Annotated in this window: 19 protein-coding genes; 10 read left to right on the forward strand and 9 right to left on the reverse strand. The window is 53.8% G+C overall.

Going from position 1 to position 15,151, the window contains the following annotated elements; all coding sequences use genetic code 11:
- Positions 1 to 2 precede the first annotated feature (2 nt).
- The 6 genes from ACNAU7_RS06030 to rsmI all read right to left on the reverse strand — a co-directional run bounded on the left by ACNAU7_RS06030 (position 3) and on the right by rsmI (position 5,465).
- Positions 3 to 347: a hypothetical protein gene (locus ACNAU7_RS06030; RefSeq protein ID WP_308185930.1), complete on the reverse strand. Its 345-nt coding sequence runs from the start codon at positions 345 to 347 to the stop codon at positions 3 to 5.
- Positions 334 to 1,113, reverse strand: coding sequence for an exodeoxyribonuclease III (locus tag ACNAU7_RS06035; protein WP_416301490.1), 780 nt, complete (start codon positions 1,111 to 1,113; stop codon positions 334 to 336). The genes ACNAU7_RS06030 and ACNAU7_RS06035 overlap by 14 nt, the downstream gene beginning before the upstream one ends.
- Positions 1,114 to 1,200: 87 nt before the next feature.
- Positions 1,201 to 2,622, reverse strand: coding sequence for a cysteine--tRNA ligase (gene cysS / locus ACNAU7_RS06040; protein ID WP_416301492.1), 1,422 nt, complete (start codon positions 2,620 to 2,622; stop codon positions 1,201 to 1,203).
- 85 nt (positions 2,623 to 2,707) lie between these two features.
- A complete protein-coding gene (locus ACNAU7_RS06045) occupies positions 2,708 to 3,100 on the reverse strand; it encodes a restriction endonuclease (protein ID WP_301002855.1) in 393 nt (130 codons plus the stop codon).
- Positions 3,101 to 3,139: 39 nt separating this feature from the next.
- The gene (gene obgE, locus ACNAU7_RS06050; RefSeq protein WP_416301495.1) at positions 3,140 to 4,294 is read right to left on the reverse strand and encodes a GTPase ObgE; all 1,155 of its coding nucleotides are present in this window, start codon (positions 4,292 to 4,294) and stop codon (positions 3,140 to 3,142) included.
- A gap of 286 nt (positions 4,295 to 4,580) precedes the next feature.
- Positions 4,581 to 5,465 carry a 16S rRNA (cytidine(1402)-2'-O)-methyltransferase gene (rsmI, locus tag ACNAU7_RS06055; protein WP_118787536.1) on the reverse strand — a complete coding sequence of 295 codons (885 nt, stop codon included), beginning with the start codon at positions 5,463 to 5,465 and terminating at the stop codon, positions 4,581 to 4,583.
- A 45-nt stretch (positions 5,466 to 5,510) separates the two neighbouring features.
- Here rsmI and ACNAU7_RS06060 point away from each other — a divergent pair, with 45 nt between their 5' ends.
- The 7 genes from ACNAU7_RS06060 (at position 5,511) to ACNAU7_RS06090 (ending at position 9,652) form a co-directional block, all read left to right on the forward strand.
- A complete protein-coding gene (locus tag ACNAU7_RS06060) occupies positions 5,511 to 5,858 on the forward strand; it encodes a YraN family protein (RefSeq protein WP_013448307.1) in 348 nt (115 codons plus the stop codon).
- Positions 5,859 to 5,862: 4 nt separating this feature from the next.
- Positions 5,863 to 6,456: a phosphoheptose isomerase gene (locus tag ACNAU7_RS06065; RefSeq protein ID WP_003708827.1), complete on the forward strand. Its 594-nt coding sequence runs from the start codon at positions 5,863 to 5,865 to the stop codon at positions 6,454 to 6,456.
- Positions 6,457 to 6,510: 54 nt separating this feature from the next.
- Positions 6,511 to 7,119 carry a BON domain-containing protein gene (locus ACNAU7_RS06070; protein ID WP_003712986.1) on the forward strand — a complete coding sequence of 203 codons (609 nt, stop codon included), beginning with the start codon at positions 6,511 to 6,513 and terminating at the stop codon, positions 7,117 to 7,119.
- A 7-nt stretch (positions 7,120 to 7,126) separates the two neighbouring features.
- Positions 7,127 to 7,777: a hypothetical protein gene (locus tag ACNAU7_RS06075; protein WP_416301641.1), complete on the forward strand. Its 651-nt coding sequence runs from the start codon at positions 7,127 to 7,129 to the stop codon at positions 7,775 to 7,777.
- A gap of 39 nt (positions 7,778 to 7,816) precedes the next feature.
- Complete coding sequence (gene map / locus ACNAU7_RS06080) at positions 7,817 to 8,596, forward strand: type I methionyl aminopeptidase (protein ID WP_301673911.1); 780 nt, start codon at positions 7,817 to 7,819, stop codon at positions 8,594 to 8,596.
- Positions 8,597 to 8,740: 144 nt separating this feature from the next.
- Complete coding sequence (locus ACNAU7_RS06085; protein WP_411712682.1) at positions 8,741 to 9,040, forward strand: helix-turn-helix domain-containing protein; 300 nt, start codon at positions 8,741 to 8,743, stop codon at positions 9,038 to 9,040.
- 237 nt (positions 9,041 to 9,277) lie between these two features.
- Positions 9,278 to 9,652: an adhesin gene (locus tag ACNAU7_RS06090; protein ID WP_416301502.1), complete on the forward strand. Its 375-nt coding sequence runs from the start codon at positions 9,278 to 9,280 to the stop codon at positions 9,650 to 9,652.
- 189 nt (positions 9,653 to 9,841) lie between these two features.
- Here the strand turns inward: ACNAU7_RS06090 and ACNAU7_RS06095 are convergent, their stop codons facing one another.
- The 3 genes from ACNAU7_RS06095 to ACNAU7_RS06105 all read right to left on the reverse strand — a co-directional run bounded on the left by ACNAU7_RS06095 (position 9,842) and on the right by ACNAU7_RS06105 (position 12,925).
- Positions 9,842 to 11,308, reverse strand: coding sequence for a malate:quinone oxidoreductase (locus ACNAU7_RS06095; protein ID WP_416301505.1), 1,467 nt, complete (start codon positions 11,306 to 11,308; stop codon positions 9,842 to 9,844).
- A 384-nt stretch (positions 11,309 to 11,692) separates the two neighbouring features.
- The gene (locus tag ACNAU7_RS06100; RefSeq protein ID WP_003712991.1) at positions 11,693 to 12,283 is read right to left on the reverse strand and encodes a GNAT family N-acetyltransferase; all 591 of its coding nucleotides are present in this window, start codon (positions 12,281 to 12,283) and stop codon (positions 11,693 to 11,695) included.
- A gap of 60 nt (positions 12,284 to 12,343) precedes the next feature.
- On the reverse strand, positions 12,344 to 12,925 hold the full coding sequence (locus tag ACNAU7_RS06105; RefSeq protein WP_416301508.1) for a 5-formyltetrahydrofolate cyclo-ligase: 582 nt from the start codon (positions 12,923 to 12,925) through the stop codon (positions 12,344 to 12,346).
- Positions 12,926 to 13,002: 77 nt separating this feature from the next.
- Between ACNAU7_RS06105 and ACNAU7_RS06110 the strand changes: the two genes are divergently transcribed.
- From ACNAU7_RS06110 to tsf, 3 genes are all read left to right on the forward strand, one after another.
- Positions 13,003 to 13,245: a hypothetical protein gene (locus ACNAU7_RS06110; protein WP_115119764.1), complete on the forward strand. Its 243-nt coding sequence runs from the start codon at positions 13,003 to 13,005 to the stop codon at positions 13,243 to 13,245.
- A 174-nt stretch (positions 13,246 to 13,419) separates the two neighbouring features.
- The gene (gene rpsB, locus ACNAU7_RS06115; RefSeq protein ID WP_002224704.1) at positions 13,420 to 14,148 is read left to right on the forward strand and encodes a 30S ribosomal protein S2; all 729 of its coding nucleotides are present in this window, start codon (positions 13,420 to 13,422) and stop codon (positions 14,146 to 14,148) included.
- A 128-nt stretch (positions 14,149 to 14,276) separates the two neighbouring features.
- On the forward strand, positions 14,277 to 15,131 hold the full coding sequence (gene tsf, locus ACNAU7_RS06120; protein ID WP_127244807.1) for a translation elongation factor Ts: 855 nt from the start codon (positions 14,277 to 14,279) through the stop codon (positions 15,129 to 15,131).
- Positions 15,132 to 15,151 lie beyond the last annotated feature (20 nt).

Consider the following 15,151-nt stretch of genomic DNA (forward strand, 5'->3'; position numbering starts at 1 on the left):
GCCTATTTCAGCAGGTCCCGGAGGGTAAAGGCGATGAGCAGCGAAGCGGGTACGCTCAATATGGCACAGACGGTCAGGCAGACAAAAATATTCACCACCCGCCGCCAGCCTTTCCAACCCAAACATTTGGCCGCAATCAGCAGGCAGGGCAGACAAATCAGCAGCCACACCAACGCCCATATCGGGTTTGCTTTGGTCGGCGCAAGCCAGCCCTGCATCCGCGCCAGCATAAATATCGCCCACACCAACATGGGCAGGATAAACGCAGCGACGACCCATGCCGCGCCGATGCCGGTTTTTCCGTCCACATTCCAATCATATTTACCCAAAACTTTATTCGGCAGCATAGTCATACTCCACGACCAGCGGCGCATGGTCGGAAAATTTTTCGTCTTTATAAACGTGTGCGGACACGGCTTTGGCGGCAAGTTCGGGCGTAACCATCTGATAATCGATGCGCCACCCGACATCTTTCGCATACGCCTGTCCGCGGTTGCTCCACCACGTGTAGCCCGGCACATCGGGATAAAGCGTGCGCCACATATCCGTCCAGCCCAGCGTATGGATAACCTTGCCTATCCACTCGCGCTCTTCAGGCAGGAAACCTGAATTTTTCTGGTTGCCTTTCCAGTTTTTCAGGTCGATGTTTTGGTGGGCGATGTTCCAGTCACCGCAAACGACAATGTCGCGTCCTTCGTTTTTCATCGCTTCGAGCATAGGGTAAAACGCATCAAGGAAACGGTATTTCACCTGCTGGCGTTCTTCCGCGCTGCTGCCGCTGGGCAAATAAAGCGAAATGACGCTCAAATTGCCGAAATCGCAACGCACAAACCGCCCTTCCCTGTCGAATTCTTCAATGCCCATACCGATTTGCACATTGTCGGGTTTGCGTTTGCTGTACACCGCCACGCCGCTGTAACCACGCTTCTCGGCGCAATGCCAATAGCCGTGCATCCCGTGCGGATTTTTCATATCGGCAGACAAATCTGCTTCCTGCGCTTTGAGTTCCTGCACGCAGACAATGTCCGCGCCCGATGCGGCGATATATTCGTAAAAACCTTTTTTGTAGGCAGAGCGGATGCCGTTGACGTTGGCGGAAATGATTTTAAGCATAATAGGAAATGTGTTCTCGCAATAAAAAATGCCGTCTGAAAACATAGAAAAGGCAAGAGACAGCACTCCTGCCCTTTACCGTACCCCTTAACCGCGGCGCCAAGTCGTGCCGCCGGCGTTGTCTTCCAGAATGATTTTGTGTTCGTTCAGAAGATCGCGGATGCGGTCGGATTCTGCCCAGTTTTTATCCGCGCGCGCCTGTTTACGGCGGGCAATCAAATCGTCGATTTCTTCGTTGGAGAGGCCGTCTGAAACCGCGCCGCCTTGGAGGAACTCGGTCGGATCGCGTTGCAGCAGGCCGATGATGCCGCCCAAGGCTTTCAGGCAGCCGGCTAGGTGCGCATCATTGGTTTTGTTCACTTCTCCTGCCAGTTCGAACAGCACGGCAACGGCTTCAACCGTGCCGAAATCGTCATTCATGGCGGCGTAGAAGCGGCGGGTGTAGTCGTTGGCGTTTTCAGACAAATCAAACGCGGCGGCAGGCGTGTTTTTCAAGGTGGTGTATAGACGGGTCAACGCGCCTTTCGCGTCGTCCAAATGCGCGTCGGAATAGTTCAACGGGCTGCGGTAGTGGGCGCGCAGGATGAAGAAACGCACAACTTCAGGGTCGTATTGTTTCAATACTTCGCGGATGGTGAAGAAGTTGCCCAACGATTTGGACATTTTTTCGCCGTCCACGCGGATAAAGCCGTTGTGCAGCCAATATTTGACGTGGCTGGCGATGCTTTGCCCGTGGTGGGTTTGCGCGTGATGATGACCGCAGGTATGCCCCGTCGCGCCGACGCTTTGGGCAATTTCGTTTTCGTGGTGCGGAAACTGCAAATCCGCGCCGCCACCGTGAATGTCGAACGTATCGCCGAACAGGTTTTCACTCATCGCGGAACATTCGATGTGCCAACCCGGCCGGCCATTGCCCCACGGGCTTTCCCATGCCGGCTCGCCTGCTTTGGCCGCTTTCCACAACACAAAATCAAGCGGATCGCGTTTGAAACCGTCCACTTCCACACGCTCGCCCGCACGCAGGTCATCCAACGATTTGCCCGATAATTGGCCGTAAGCGGCAAACTCGCGCACGGCGTAGTAAACGTCGCCGTTGGCGGCAGGATAAGCCTTGCCGTTTTGAATCAGGGTTTCAATCATCGCAATCATTTGCGGAATATTTTCCGTCGCCTTCGGCTCGATATCGGGACGCAACACACCCAAAGCATCGGCATCTTCGTGCATAGCCTGAATGAAACGCGCAGTCAGCTCGCCGATGGTCTCGCCGTTTTCAGCCGCACGGGCAATGATTTTATCGTCGATGTCGGTGATGTTGCGTACATAAGTGAGCGGATAGCCGCACTCACGCAACCAACGGGCAATCATGTCGAACACAACCATCACACGGGCATGGCCTAAGTGGCAATAATCGTAAACAGTCATGCCGCAAACGTACATACGCACGTTTTCAGGGTCGATGGGGGCAAAGGGTTCTTTTTGGCGGGTAAGGGTGTTGTAGATGGTGGTCATGGAATTTTCAAATTTTGTATAAACTGGGGTAAATTATTTGGATTTTTTGTGCAAGCAAAATTCAAATACGTTTCGTTCTGGGTCATTATTTAGTTGCATGTGCTTTTTTAACTATATAAGGCTGATGCTCATCTAATGTAAATTCACCGATGTATCGGACATGAGCATTTAGTGTATCATTAGCAAAAACACGGATGGCTTTTCCTGTCTGTTTATGTTCCAAGAGAGCTTTATTCCCATTGATCATACGCTGATCGCCACGTTGCCCTTCACCACAATAAAACAGGGTGGTTCCCTTCTCATCCCAGCGATTATAATAGCCATGGTCTTCGCCTTTTTCTGGGTGAGTAAAGAGGAAGATATTGGGCGTTTTTGCCGAAGCAGCAATGCCACTTTGTCTATTGCCACCGTATTGGTCATGTAATTCTGAACGTTTAATAACATCGTTTTCTCGTAAAGAGAAAGAGTTGGAAGACATGCGACTCTCCATTTTATTAAAAAGGCCGTCTGAAATTTTTTACTCCGGCTTAAACACGCCCGTATCCGTTTTAGGCTGCTGTTCGATAATTTCAACATTTGCCGCCGCTTTCTCCGCTTCGGCTTTTTCAGCTTCAATGCGTTTTTTCTCAGTCAGGTATTGGTTGATTTGGTGTACCAATTCCTGCGTGCCTTGATGGGTTAGTGCGCTGATTTGGAAGAGGCGCGGGGTTTCGATGTCGAATTGGAAGCGGTCGTCTGGTTTCGGGTAGTCCCAGCCGATGGCCTCAAGGAAAGCTTCGGTGCGTGCTTGGGCTTCTTCTTCGTCGAGCATATCGAGTTTGTTCAGCACCAGCCAGCGCGGTTTGCCGTAAAGTTCTTCATCGTATTTGCGTAATTCGTTGATGATGGCGAGTGCCTCTTCGGCGGGGTTGGCGGTTTCGTCGAAAGGGGCCAAATCGACGACGTGCAGTAATAATCCGGTGCGCGATAAGTGTTTGAGGAAACGATGCCCCAAACCCGCGCCTTCTGCCGCGCCTTCAATCAGGCCGGGAATGTCCGCCATCACGAAACTGTGGTTTTCGTCGATGCGTACCACGCCCAAGTTCGGATGCAGGGTGGTAAAGGGGTAGTTGGCGATTTTGGGGCGGGCGGCGGAAACGGCGGTAATCAGGGTGGATTTGCCGGCGTTGGGCATACCCAATAAGCCGACATCGGCAAGGACTTTGAGCTCGAGTTGCAGGGAACGGGTTTCGCCTTCTTCGCCGGGCGTGGATTGTTTCGGGGCGCGGTTGACGGAGGATTTGAAGTGGATGTTGCCCAAGCCGCCTTTGCCGCCTTTGGCTAGGCAGACGCGCTGACCGTGGTAAGTAAGGTCGGCGACGATTTCACCGGTGTCGAGGTCGCGGATGAGTGTGCCGACGGGCATTTTGAGGACGATGTCGTCCGCACCTGCGCCGTAACGGTCGGAACCGTGGCCTTTTTCGCCGTTTTTGGCTTGGTAGCGTTTGACGAAGCGGTATTCGACGAGGGTGTTGGTGTTTTCGTCGGCTTCCGCCCAGACGCTACCGCCTTTGCCGCCGTCGCCACCGTCCGGGCCGCCGCGCGGTACGAATTTTTCGCGGCGGAAACTGGTTGCGCCATTACCGCCTTTGCCTGCGGCGACTTCGATTTTTGCTTCGTCGATGAATTTCATTCAATGCTCTTGTTTGTTGGTTTCAAATAGGGTTTCAGGCGGATTGCCGTCTGTTTGATGCCGTCTGAACAGATTTTCCGCCGGTATTATAAGGTATAAGCGGTTTTTCACATACCGTGGGGCGGCGATTCGCCCTGCCTGCCCCGATGGTTTTGAAACAAATCTGCGCCCCGGAGGCAAAATATGCCGCCGCCTTCGGTACAGGCGCGCCTTGCCGATATAGCGTTAACCGGGTCTTTCCGGACGGAAAGCCATCCCTCCGCACACCGCCCGAAGCGGCAAAAGACTAAATCAAATCTTTGTTTTTAGAAGATAAAGCAAAATCGTACAAAGCTTTCTTTCCCTCGCCCGTGATTTTGGCGGCAAGCTCCGCCGCCTGTTTGGTCGGCAACTCGGCCGCAAGGATTTTCATCACATTTTGCGCGGACTCGGACAAGCCTTCGTGTTTTTCATCCTGCGCCGGATAAAGCACCAACACCATCTCGCCGCGCGATTGGTTGCCGTCCGCCGCCAATGCCGTCTGAAGCTCCCCCGGCGTGCCGCTTAAGAACGTTTCAAACGTTTTGGTGATTTCGCGCGCCAGCATTAATCGGCGTTCGGGGAACAGTTCCGCCATATCGGCAAGCGTCGCCGCAATTCGGTGCGGCGTTTCAAACATAACGATAGGAAACGCCGCCCGCACCCATTTGGCAAACAGTTTCCTGCGCTCTCCCGATTTCGGCGGCACAAAACCGTTGAAATAAAAATCGGATTCCGCCACGCCGGCCACACTCAAAGCCGCCATTACCGCGCTTGCGCCCACGACGGGGACAACTTTAAACCCCGCCTCGCGCACGCGGCGGGCGAGTTTCGCGCCCGGGTCGCACACCGCCGGCGTACCCGCATCGGAAACCTGTGCCACAACCATGCCGTCTGAAAGACAGCCGACAATCTTGTCCGCCATCTGCCGTTCGTTGTGTTCGCGCACGCTGACGAGTTTGCCCTGAATGCCATACGCACTCAAAAGCTGCGCGGTCACGCGCGTGTCCTCGGCGCAAACAACGTCCGCCGCCTGCAATACCGCCAAAGCACGCAGGGTAATGTCCGCCAAATTGCCGATGGGCGTGGCAACCACGTATAATGTCCCTCCGACGACGCTGTCGGAGGCTTTCTGCAAGTGTTTCTGAAACATAAGAATACCGTCTGAAAAACAGACATTATAAAGGTTAAACCGATTATGCGCTTAAACCACAAACAGGGCGAGGCAGGCGAAGATGCCGCGCTCGCCTTCCTCCAATCCCAAGGCTGCACGCTGCTTGCCCGCAACTGGCACTGCGCCTACGGCGAAATCGACCTGATTGTCAAAAACGGCGGCATAATACTGTTCGTTGAAGTAAAATATCGCAAAAACGGGCGGTTCGGCGGTGCGGCATACAGCATTTCGCCGTCCAAATTATTGAAACTGCAACGAAGTGTAGAGTATTATCTGCAACAGAACAGGCTGACCAACGTACCGTGCCGCCTAGATGCGGTACTCATCGAAGGAAACCGCCCGCCCGAGTGGATAAAGAATATTACAGGTTGACGATATGACGACATTACCAGAACGCGTTGCCGCCCATTTTGCCGAAAGCATCCGCGCCAAACAGGAAGCCGGGAAAGTGCTCGCCGAACCCGCCGCGCAGGCTGCCGAGATGATGCTGCAATGCCTGATGAACGACGGCAAAATCCTGATATGCGGCAACGGCGGTTCGGCTGCCGACGCACAGCATTTCGCCGCCGAAATGACCGGGCGTTTTGAAAAAGAACGTATGGAACTCGCCGCCGTCGCCCTGACCACCGACACGTCCGCCCTGACCGCCATCGGCAACGACTACGGCTTCGATTATATCTTCAGCAAACAAGTGCGCGCCCTCGGACGCGCCGGCGACATCCTCGTCGGCATTTCCACCTCCGGCAATTCCGCCAACGTCGCCGAAGCCGTCAAAGCCGCCCACGAACACGATATGCGCGTCGTCGCACTGACCGGCCGCGACGGCGGCAAAATCGCCGCGATGCTCAAAGACACCGACGTACTGCTCAACGTCCCCCATCCGCGCACCGCCCGCATTCAGGAAAACCACATCCTGCTGATACACGCCATATGCGACTGTATCGATTCCGTGCTGCTGGAAGGCATCTGACCCTTTTCCCGCCGCGCCGCAATGCCGTCCGAACCGATGAAGAAAGGAAATCCCGTGAAATTCAAACCGCACACCGTCCGCATACTCATTACCGCCATTTTCAGCCTTGCCCTTAGCGGCTGCGTCAGCGCAGTAATCGGAAGCGCCGCCGTCGGCGCGAAATCCGCCGTCGACCGCCGCACCACCGGCGCGCAAACCGACGACAACGTTATGGCGTTGCGTATCGAAACCACCGCCCGTTCCTACCTGCGCCAAAACAACCAAACCAAAGGCTACACGCCCCAAATCTCCGTCGTCGGCTACAACCGCCACCTGCTGCTGCTCGGACAAGTCGCCACCGAAGGCGAAAAACAGTTCGTCGGTCAGATTGCACGTTCCGAACAGGCCGCCGAAGGCGTGTACAACTACATTACCGTTGCCTCCCTGCCGCGCACTGCGGGCGACATCGCCGGCGACACTTGGAACACATCCAAAGTCCGCGCCACGCTGCTGGGCATCAGCCCCGCCACGCAGGCGCGCGTCAAAATCGTTACCTACGGCAATGTAACCTACGTTATGGGCATCCTCACCCCCGAAGAACAGGCGCAGATTACCCAAAAAGTCAGCACCACCGTCGGCGTACAAAAAGTCATCACCCTCTACCAAAACTACGTCCAACGCTGACTCGGCAATACCGTCTGAACCGCCTTCAGACGGCATTGCCCGACACCCCAAAAGCACAATCAAAATGGCAAAAAAACCGAACAAACCCTTCAGGCTGACCCCCAAACTCCTGATACGCGCCGTATTGCTCATCTGTATCACCGCCATCGGCGCATTGGCAGTAGGCATCGTCAGCACATTCAACCCGAACGGCGACAAAACCCTCCAAACCGAACCGCAACACACCGACAGCCCCCGCGAAACCGAATTCTGGCTGCCAAACGGCGCAGTCGGACAAGATGCCGCCCAACCCGAACACCACTCCGCCTCATCCGAACCCGCACAGCCGGACGGCACAGACGAAAGCGGCAGCGGACTGCCGTCCCCTGCCGCACCCAAGAAAAACCGGGTCAAACCGCGCCCTGCCGACACAGCTCAAACCGACAGACAGCCGGACGACGCCGGAACACAAGCTGAAAACACACTCAAAGAAACCCCCGTACTGCCCACAAACGTCCCCCGTCCCGAGCCCAAAAAAGAAACACCCGAAAAACAGGCGCAGCCCAAAGAAACACCCAAAGAAAAAGAAACGCCCAAAGAAAACCATACCAAACCGGACACCCCGAAAAACACGCCGGCCAAACCCCATAAAAAAGAGATTCTCGACAACCTCTTCTGACCCGGCACGGCAGGCACACCCGCAATCCAAGGAAGCATTATGAACGGCATCATCATCAAAACCCCCGAAGAAATTGAGAAAATGCGCGAACTGGGCAAACTCGTCGCCGAAGCCCTCGACTATATCGGACAATTCGTCAAACCCGGCATTACCACCGATGAAATCGACAAACTCGTTTACGACTACCACGTCAACGTCCAAGGCGGCTACCCCGCCCCCCTCCACTACGGCAACCCGCCCTACCCCAAATCCTGCTGTACCTCCGTCAACCACGTCATCTGCCACGGCATTCCCGACGACAAGCCGCTCAAAGAAGGCGACATTATCAACATCGACCTCACCATCAAGAAAGACGGCTTCCACGGCGACTCCAGCCGTATGTTTACCGTCGGCAAAGTCTCCCCCATCGCCCAACGTCTGATCGACGTAACCCACGCCTCTATGATGGCGGGCATAGAAGCCGTCAAACCCGGCGCGACACTGGGCGACGTAGGCTACGCCTGCCAACAGGTTGCCGAAAACGCCGGCTATTCCGTCGTACAGGAATTTTGCGGACACGGCATCGGGCGCGGTTTCCACGAAGCCCCGCAAGTTTTGCACTACGGAAAAAAAGGACAGGGCCCCGTTCTAAAACCGGGTATGATTTTTACCGTCGAACCGATGATCAACCAAGGCAAACGCCACCTGCGTATCCTCAACGACGGCTGGACGGTGGTTACCAAAGACCGCTCCCTCTCCGCCCAATGGGAACACGAAGTTTTGGTTACCGAAACCGGCTACGAAATCCTCACCGTCAGCCCGGCCACCGGCAAACCCTAACCCCCCTATAAAAACAAACAATGCCGTCTGAAAGAAACGGCAGATATAATATGCAATATAAAAACAGGCTTGACTCGACACATTACAAAAATAAAGCAAATTAAAATTTACGTGGCAACCAAACAAACTTTAAAAGGAATTCCCATGAAAGTATTTGAAGAGATTGAAGACGTTAAAGAAATCCGCAAAAAAACCGGTCTTAACCAGATAGACTTCTGGGGCAAGGTCGGCGTAACGCAATCCGGCGGTTCCCGCTACGAAACCGGACGCAAGATGCCCAAACCCGTACGCGAACTGCTCCGCCTCGTCCATATCGAATGCCTCGATTTAGCAAAAGTCAACAAAAAAGATATGGAAATCGCCGCCCTGTTGAAAAAACACCATCCCGACCTGTATGCCGAATTGTCCAAACAGACCAAGTCTGAAAGAAAAAAACAAGGTTAAACCGCAACCTCCGGATGTCCGGAGGTTTTTTATTTCCAAAAAACGCAAACAATGCCGTCTGAAACACCGGACAGGCTGCCGTACCCCGCCTGCCGCCCCTGCATCAAACCGCCGAACCGCCCGAACCTGCCTTTTTACAAACTTTATCCAATTTCCTGTTTATTTCAGGATACGCCGATATTAGAATGTCAAATAGCCCGGAACGGGCAAACTCCACATCTATCCAAAGGAATAAAAATGAAACTTCTGACCACCGCAATCCTGTCTTCCGCAATCGCGCTCAGCAGTATGGCTGCCGCCGCCGGCACGGACAACCCCACCGTTGCCAAAAAAACCGTCAGCTACGTCTGCCAGCAAGGTAAAAAAGTCAAAGTAACCTACGGCTTCAACAAACAGGGTCTGACCACATACGCTTCCGCCGTCATCAACGGCAAACGCGTGCAAATGCCTGTCAATTTGGACAAATCCGACAATGTGGAAACATTCTACGGCAAAGAAGGCGGTTATGTTTTGGGTACCGGCGTGATGAATGGCAAATCCTACCGCAAACAGCCCATTATGATTACCGCACCTGACAACCAAATCGTCTTCAAAGACTGTTCCCCACGTTAATCAGGCAACAAAAAACAGCGTTTTCAGAAATGAAAACGCTGTTTTTTTTGACCGTCCCATTATTCGCAAAGGGAGGGGAAACGATTACCTGCCCCGTGTATCAAAACCTGCCCTGCCGGATGAAGGGCACAACTGGCAGGGACGGCATCAACACCATATGGGGGCACGGCTTTTCTTGGAAGATTCAGCTTAAATATCCAACACTTTCGCGGTATAGGCGATAATTTCATCCGCCCTTTCAGGGTTTTCGTTCAACTTGATGCCGTAACCCGGTACCAGCTCTTTCAGACGGCCTTCCCAAGACGGGGCGCGCTCGGGGAAGCATTGGTGCATCAGCCGGATCATCAGCGGCACGGCGGTCGATGCGCCCGGCGACGCGCCCAGCAATGCGGCGAGCGAGCCGTCGGCGTGGGCGACAATCTCCGTACCAAACTGGAGCACGCCGCCTTTTTCGGAGTCTTTTTTAATGATTTGGACGCGTTGCCCTGCGGTGATGAGTTCCCAGTCGTCGGGGTTTGCCTCGGGGTAGTATTCCAGCAGGGAGGCGAAGCGTTCTTCTTTGGTTTTACGCAATTCGCCCAGCAGGTATTTGGTCAGCGGCATATTCGCCCAGCCGGCGCGCAGCATAGGATAGAGGTTGTCCATATGGATGGACAGCGGCAAATCCATAAGCGAGCCTTGCTTGAGGAAGTTGGAACGGAAGCCTGCGTAAGGACCGAACATAAGGTGGCGTTTGCCGTCCACGTTGCGTGTGTCGAGGTGCGGGACGGACATCGGCGGCGCGCCGACGGAGGCCTGCCCGTACACTTTGGCGTTGTGTTGTTCGGCGGTTTCGGGGTTGCTGTTGCGGAAGAACAAGCCGGACACGGGGAAGCCGCCATAGCCCTTGCCTTCGGGGATGCCGGATTTTTGCAGCAGGGTCAGCGCGCCGCCGCCCGCGCCGAGGAAGAGGAAGCGGGTGCGGAGGGTGAGCTGCCCGTCGGGGTTACGGGTATCGGCGGTTTTGAGCGCCCACGCGCCGTCGGATTCGCGTTTGATGTCTTCGACGTGGCGGTTGAACTCGGTTTTCACGCCCTTGCCCTGCAAATATTTCACCATCTGGCGCGTCAGCCGTCCGAAATCGACATCCGTACCTTCGGCGGAATAGTTGGCGGCGACGGGTTGGTTTTCGTCCCGGCCGCGCATAATCAGCGGAGCCCAATCGGAAATTTTGTTCCGATCGGTGGAAAATTCCATATTTTCAAAAAGTTTCTGCGTTTTAAACACATCATAGCGTTTTTGCAGGTAACGGCAGTGGTCTTCATTCATCACCAAAGACATATGCGGCACGGCATTGACGAAAGAATTGTCTTCCAACTTGCCTTCCGCGACCAGCGTCGCCCAAAACTGGCGGCTGATGTGGAACTGTTCGGCAATATTGAGGGCGCGTGCCGGATTGATGATGCCGTCCGCACCCAGCGGCGCATAGTTCAATTCGCACAGTGCGGAATGCCCCGTGCCGGCGTTGTTCCACGCGTTTGACGATTCCAACGCCACGTCTTCCAAGCGTTCAATCAGGGTGATTTCCCAAGACGGTTCGAGTTCTTTGAGCAAAACGCCCAAAGTCGCGCTCATAATGCCGCCGCCCACCAAGACAACGTCTGTCGCTTCAGCCATGGTTTACTCCTAAAAAACAGGCATCTTCTGCCCTTATGGTTATTTGCCGTACTACAAACGCCTGAATCGCAAAAGCAGGGGGAAACCGGCAATGGTGTGTGTCCGAGCACGCTGTTTCGGGGTTGGAATGCGTTGCAAGTATGGCTTCCGACACCGCTTCAGGGGCTTGTAATATGTTATCGTGAATGTAGTGGATTTTACTGGGAAATGCAAAGTTTTTCTGTCGCCCGCCAAGCCCAAGAACTGCGAAATGAAAAATAAAAATAGTTATTTATCTATATATATCAAATTTTTAATAGATAAAAAACCAAAATTGTTTATATATTAATTTTTAAAAGATTGTCAGCATATTGCGTTAAGTTTTTTAAATCTGAAAATACTGCCTCACACCTGCACGCCATACCCCGCCAACCTGCCGGTCAGGATTTCCCTGTTTTTGCGCCAATCTTCCCTCAGCATACTGTACACAACCGTATCGCGCACACTGCCGTCTTTACGGAGCATATGCATACGCAGCACGCCGTCTTTTTCCGCGCCCAGCCGTTCGATGGCACGTTGCGAGGCAAGGTTCAGAATATCCGTGCGCCATCCCACGCAACAGCAAGCCAAAACATCGAACGCGTAATCCAACAGCATGATTTTGCAACAGGTGTTTATCCGTGTCCGCTGTGCCGATGCCGCATACCATGTGAATCCGATATCCAAACGCGGAATCTGCGGTTCAAAATGATAATACGCCGTTGTCCCGACCACCCTGTCCGCCTCTTCATCGACAACCGCAAACGCCAAACGCGTTGCCAATGCTGTCCCAATATAGTCTGCCACCCTATCCGGATGGGGCGCGGACGTTACCCCCAGCTTCCAAACCTCTCCATCGCAAACCGCCTCGCGCAAACCCGTTTCATGATGCACATCCAACGGTTCGAGACGAACGCCGCCCAACGACAAGACCGGCAGTATTATCCTTTCCGACATCCTTTTCTCCCAATATTCCGCCTTCAGACGGCATTTCCGCCCGAAATGCCGTCTGAACGGCTAAAAACACAATATCCCCGCCTCCGACACAAAACCGTCCAGCGGCAGGTCGTGCGCCTCGCGCGGCAGCGTGCCGACCAGTTGGCAGGCAAAGCCCACGCCCACGGTTTTTGCCTGCAAACGGTATTTCATCGCCGCAAGCGTCGCATCGTAATAGCCGCCTGCCTGTCCTAAGCGGTAGCCCTCGCGGTCTATGCCGACAAGCGGGACGAATAATACGGATAAACCGTGCACGCGGATTTTGCGCCCTGCAAACTGCGGCACGTTCAACCTCGCCCTGCCCCGTATGCGTTCCCGTTCCATTCCGCTTTCAGGATACGGCGTAAACCACATCCGCCGCGAACGCGGTTCGATATAAGGCAGATAAAGTTTTACACCGCGTTTTTGCGCCGCGCGGACAAAGCCGTCCAAACGCAATTCCTTGCCCATCGGCCAATACACGCCGATTTTCCGACCACGCTTGATATAACGTTTGAGCAGGCGGTTGATTTTTACCGTTGCCGCCGCCCGCACGTCCCGCCCCATTTGCGAACGCCGCCCGCGCAATTCGCGGCGCAGGGCGCGTTTTTCCTCGTTCCTCATTTCAGACGGCCTTTCAGGATTGCGGTAGAATGTTGCGATTATAACGATTTTGTTAACATTCAAACAGGACGCACACAATGTGGCACATCGTCGCCATCGGCTATCTTTTTGTTGCCGTTATGTATTCCGCCGCGCAGCCGAGTATTGCGCGCGCCTTGATTTATTTGGTTTTCTGGGCGGTTCTACCCACCGTGTTCACGGTTTTCGCCATCACCGTCCGCCGCCGCAACCGCCTGATGAAACGGCAGGAACAGGCGGAGTTTGAAGCGGCCCGCCCAAAAGCGGTACAGGCGGATGAAAAACAGGACGGAAAAGGATAAAGTCCCTTTTCAGACGGCATCTTATCCGCTATAATCCGTCAGTTTTCCATTTCGGAAACACGCTATTTTTTAAAACTTATGCCCACTTTCGCCGAAGGGTGCTTGACAATAGGCATCGCCTATCAAGTTCTATGCGATTGAATGTGTGCCCTTAACCCTTTCAAGGAAATCAAAATGTCTCAAATTACTATGCGTCAGATGATTGAAGCCGGTGTCCACTTCGGCCACCAAACCCGTTTCTGGAACCCGAAAATGGCACAATACATTTTCGGTGCGCGCAACAAAATCCATATCGTCAACCTGGAAAAAACCCTGCCGATGTTCCAAGACGCGCAAGAAGCCGTACGCCGTCTGGTTGCCAACAAAGGTACAGTATTGTTCGTAGGTACCAAACGCCAAGCCCGCGACATCATCCGCGAAGAAGCTACCCGCGCCGGTATGCCTTTCGTCGATCACCGTTGGTTGGGCGGTATGCTGACCAACTACAAAACCGTTAAGCAATCCATCAAACGCCTGGAAGAAAAAACCGCTGCCCTGGAAAATGCTGCCGAAAGCGGTTTCAGCAAAAAAGAAATTCTGGAAATGCAACGCGACGTTGAAAAATTGGAACGTTCTTTGGGCGGTATCAAAAACATGAAAGGCCTGCCTGACGCGATTTTCGTTATCGACACCGGCTACCAAAAAGGTACTCTGGTTGAGGCTGAAAAACTGGGCATCCCCGTTATCGCCGTAGTCGATACCAACAACAGCCCCGACGGCGTGAAATACGTCATCCCCGGCAACGACGACTCCGCCAAAGCCATCCGCCTGTACTGCCGAGGCATCGCTGACGCAGTTTTGGAAGGCAAAAACCAAGCGCTGCAAGAAACTGTAGCCGCTGCCCAAGAAGCTGCTGCCGAGTAATTCGGTACACAGAAGAGGGGCGTTATGCCCCTTTTCTCAAATATGCCGTCTGAACGTCCGTTCGCGGCACACGATTCCCGAATGCGGAAAATCCTTTCCGCATTTCCCAAAAATCTAGGAGATTCAAAATGGCAGAAATTACTGCAAAAATGGTTGCCGACCTGCGCGCCGCTACCGGACTGGGCATGATGGAATGCAAAAAAGCCTTGGTTGAAGCTGAAGGCAACTTCGACAAAGCCGAAGAAATCCTGCGTATTAAATCTGGTGCGAAAGCCGGTAAACTGGCTGGCCGTACTGCTGCCGAAGGCGTATTGGCTTACGCGATCAACGGCAATGTCGGCGCATTGGTTGAAGTAAACTGCGAAACCGACTTCGTTGCTAAAGACGCCGGCTTCGTAGAATTTGCCAACTTCGTTGCTAAAACCGCTGCCGAGAAAAAACCGGCTTCTGTTGAAGAACTGAGCGAACTGGTTGAAGCAGAACGTAAAGCCATCATCGCCAAATTGGGCGAGAACATGTCTGTCCGCCGCTTCCAAGTGATCGACACTGCCAACCAACTGGTTGCCTACATCCACGGTGCTTTGGCTACCGAAGGCGTATTGGTTGAGTACAAAGGCTCTGAAGACGTAGCACGCAAAATCGGTATGCACATCGTTGCCGCTAAACCACAATGCGTAAGTGAAGCCGAAGTAGATGCTGAAACCGTTGAAAAAGAACGCCACATCTACACCGAACAAGCCATCGCTTCCGGTAAACCTGCCGACATCGCCGCTAAAATGGTTGAAGGCCGTATCCGCAAATTCTTGGCTGAAATCACTCTGAACGGCCAAGCATTCGTGATGAACCCCGACCAAACTGTTGCCCAATTCGCGAAAGAAAACGGCACTGAAGTGGTCAGCTTCGTACGCTACAAAGTAGGCGACGGTATCGAGAAAAAAGCCGTCGATTACGCGGCAGAAGTAGCCGCTGCCGCCAAAGTGTAAGGCACTATGAAAAAGAAAGC

The organism is Neisseria sp. LACPHL-SPEC-2024-00856 (genome assembly GCF_047915665.1).
Classification (GTDB): domain Bacteria; phylum Pseudomonadota; class Gammaproteobacteria; order Burkholderiales; family Neisseriaceae; genus Neisseria; species Neisseria polysaccharea.

Bases quoted from the DNA above. Each gene is read 5' to 3' on its own strand.
- rpsB (WP_002224704.1), top strand. From the start codon at position 13,420: ATGTCTCAAATTACTATGCGTCAGATGATTGAAGCCGGTGTCCACTTC.
- ACNAU7_RS06065 (WP_003708827.1), top strand. From the start codon at position 5,863: ATGACGACATTACCAGAACGCGTTGCCGCCCATTTTGCCGAAAGCATC.
- map (WP_301673911.1), top strand. From the start codon at position 7,817: ATGAACGGCATCATCATCAAAACCCCCGAAGAAATTGAGAAAATGCGC.
- ACNAU7_RS06105 (WP_416301508.1), bottom strand. From the start codon at position 12,925: ATGAGGAACGAGGAAAAACGCGCCCTGCGCCGCGAATTGCGCGGGCGG.
- tsf (WP_127244807.1), top strand. From the start codon at position 14,277: ATGGCAGAAATTACTGCAAAAATGGTTGCCGACCTGCGCGCCGCTACC.
- ACNAU7_RS06095 (WP_416301505.1), bottom strand. From the start codon at position 11,308: ATGGCTGAAGCGACAGACGTTGTCTTGGTGGGCGGCGGCATTATGAGC.
- ACNAU7_RS06035 (WP_416301490.1), bottom strand. From the start codon at position 1,113: ATGCTTAAAATCATTTCCGCCAACGTCAACGGCATCCGCTCTGCCTAC.
- ACNAU7_RS06030 (WP_308185930.1), bottom strand. From the start codon at position 347: ATGCTGCCGAATAAAGTTTTGGGTAAATATGATTGGAATGTGGACGGA.
- cysS (WP_416301492.1), bottom strand. From the start codon at position 2,622: ATGACCACCATCTACAACACCCTTACCCGCCAAAAAGAACCCTTTGCC.
- rsmI (WP_118787536.1), bottom strand. From the start codon at position 5,465: ATGTTTCAGAAACACTTGCAGAAAGCCTCCGACAGCGTCGTCGGAGGG.
- ACNAU7_RS06045 (WP_301002855.1), bottom strand. From the start codon at position 3,100: ATGTCTTCCAACTCTTTCTCTTTACGAGAAAACGATGTTATTAAACGT.
- obgE (WP_416301495.1), bottom strand. From the start codon at position 4,294: ATGAAATTCATCGACGAAGCAAAAATCGAAGTCGCCGCAGGCAAAGGC.
- ACNAU7_RS06060 (WP_013448307.1), top strand. From the start codon at position 5,511: ATGCGCTTAAACCACAAACAGGGCGAGGCAGGCGAAGATGCCGCGCTC.
- ACNAU7_RS06085 (WP_411712682.1), top strand. From the start codon at position 8,741: ATGAAAGTATTTGAAGAGATTGAAGACGTTAAAGAAATCCGCAAAAAA.
- ACNAU7_RS06110 (WP_115119764.1), top strand. From the start codon at position 13,003: ATGTGGCACATCGTCGCCATCGGCTATCTTTTTGTTGCCGTTATGTAT.
- ACNAU7_RS06100 (WP_003712991.1), bottom strand. From the start codon at position 12,283: ATGTCGGAAAGGATAATACTGCCGGTCTTGTCGTTGGGCGGCGTTCGT.
- ACNAU7_RS06090 (WP_416301502.1), top strand. From the start codon at position 9,278: ATGAAACTTCTGACCACCGCAATCCTGTCTTCCGCAATCGCGCTCAGC.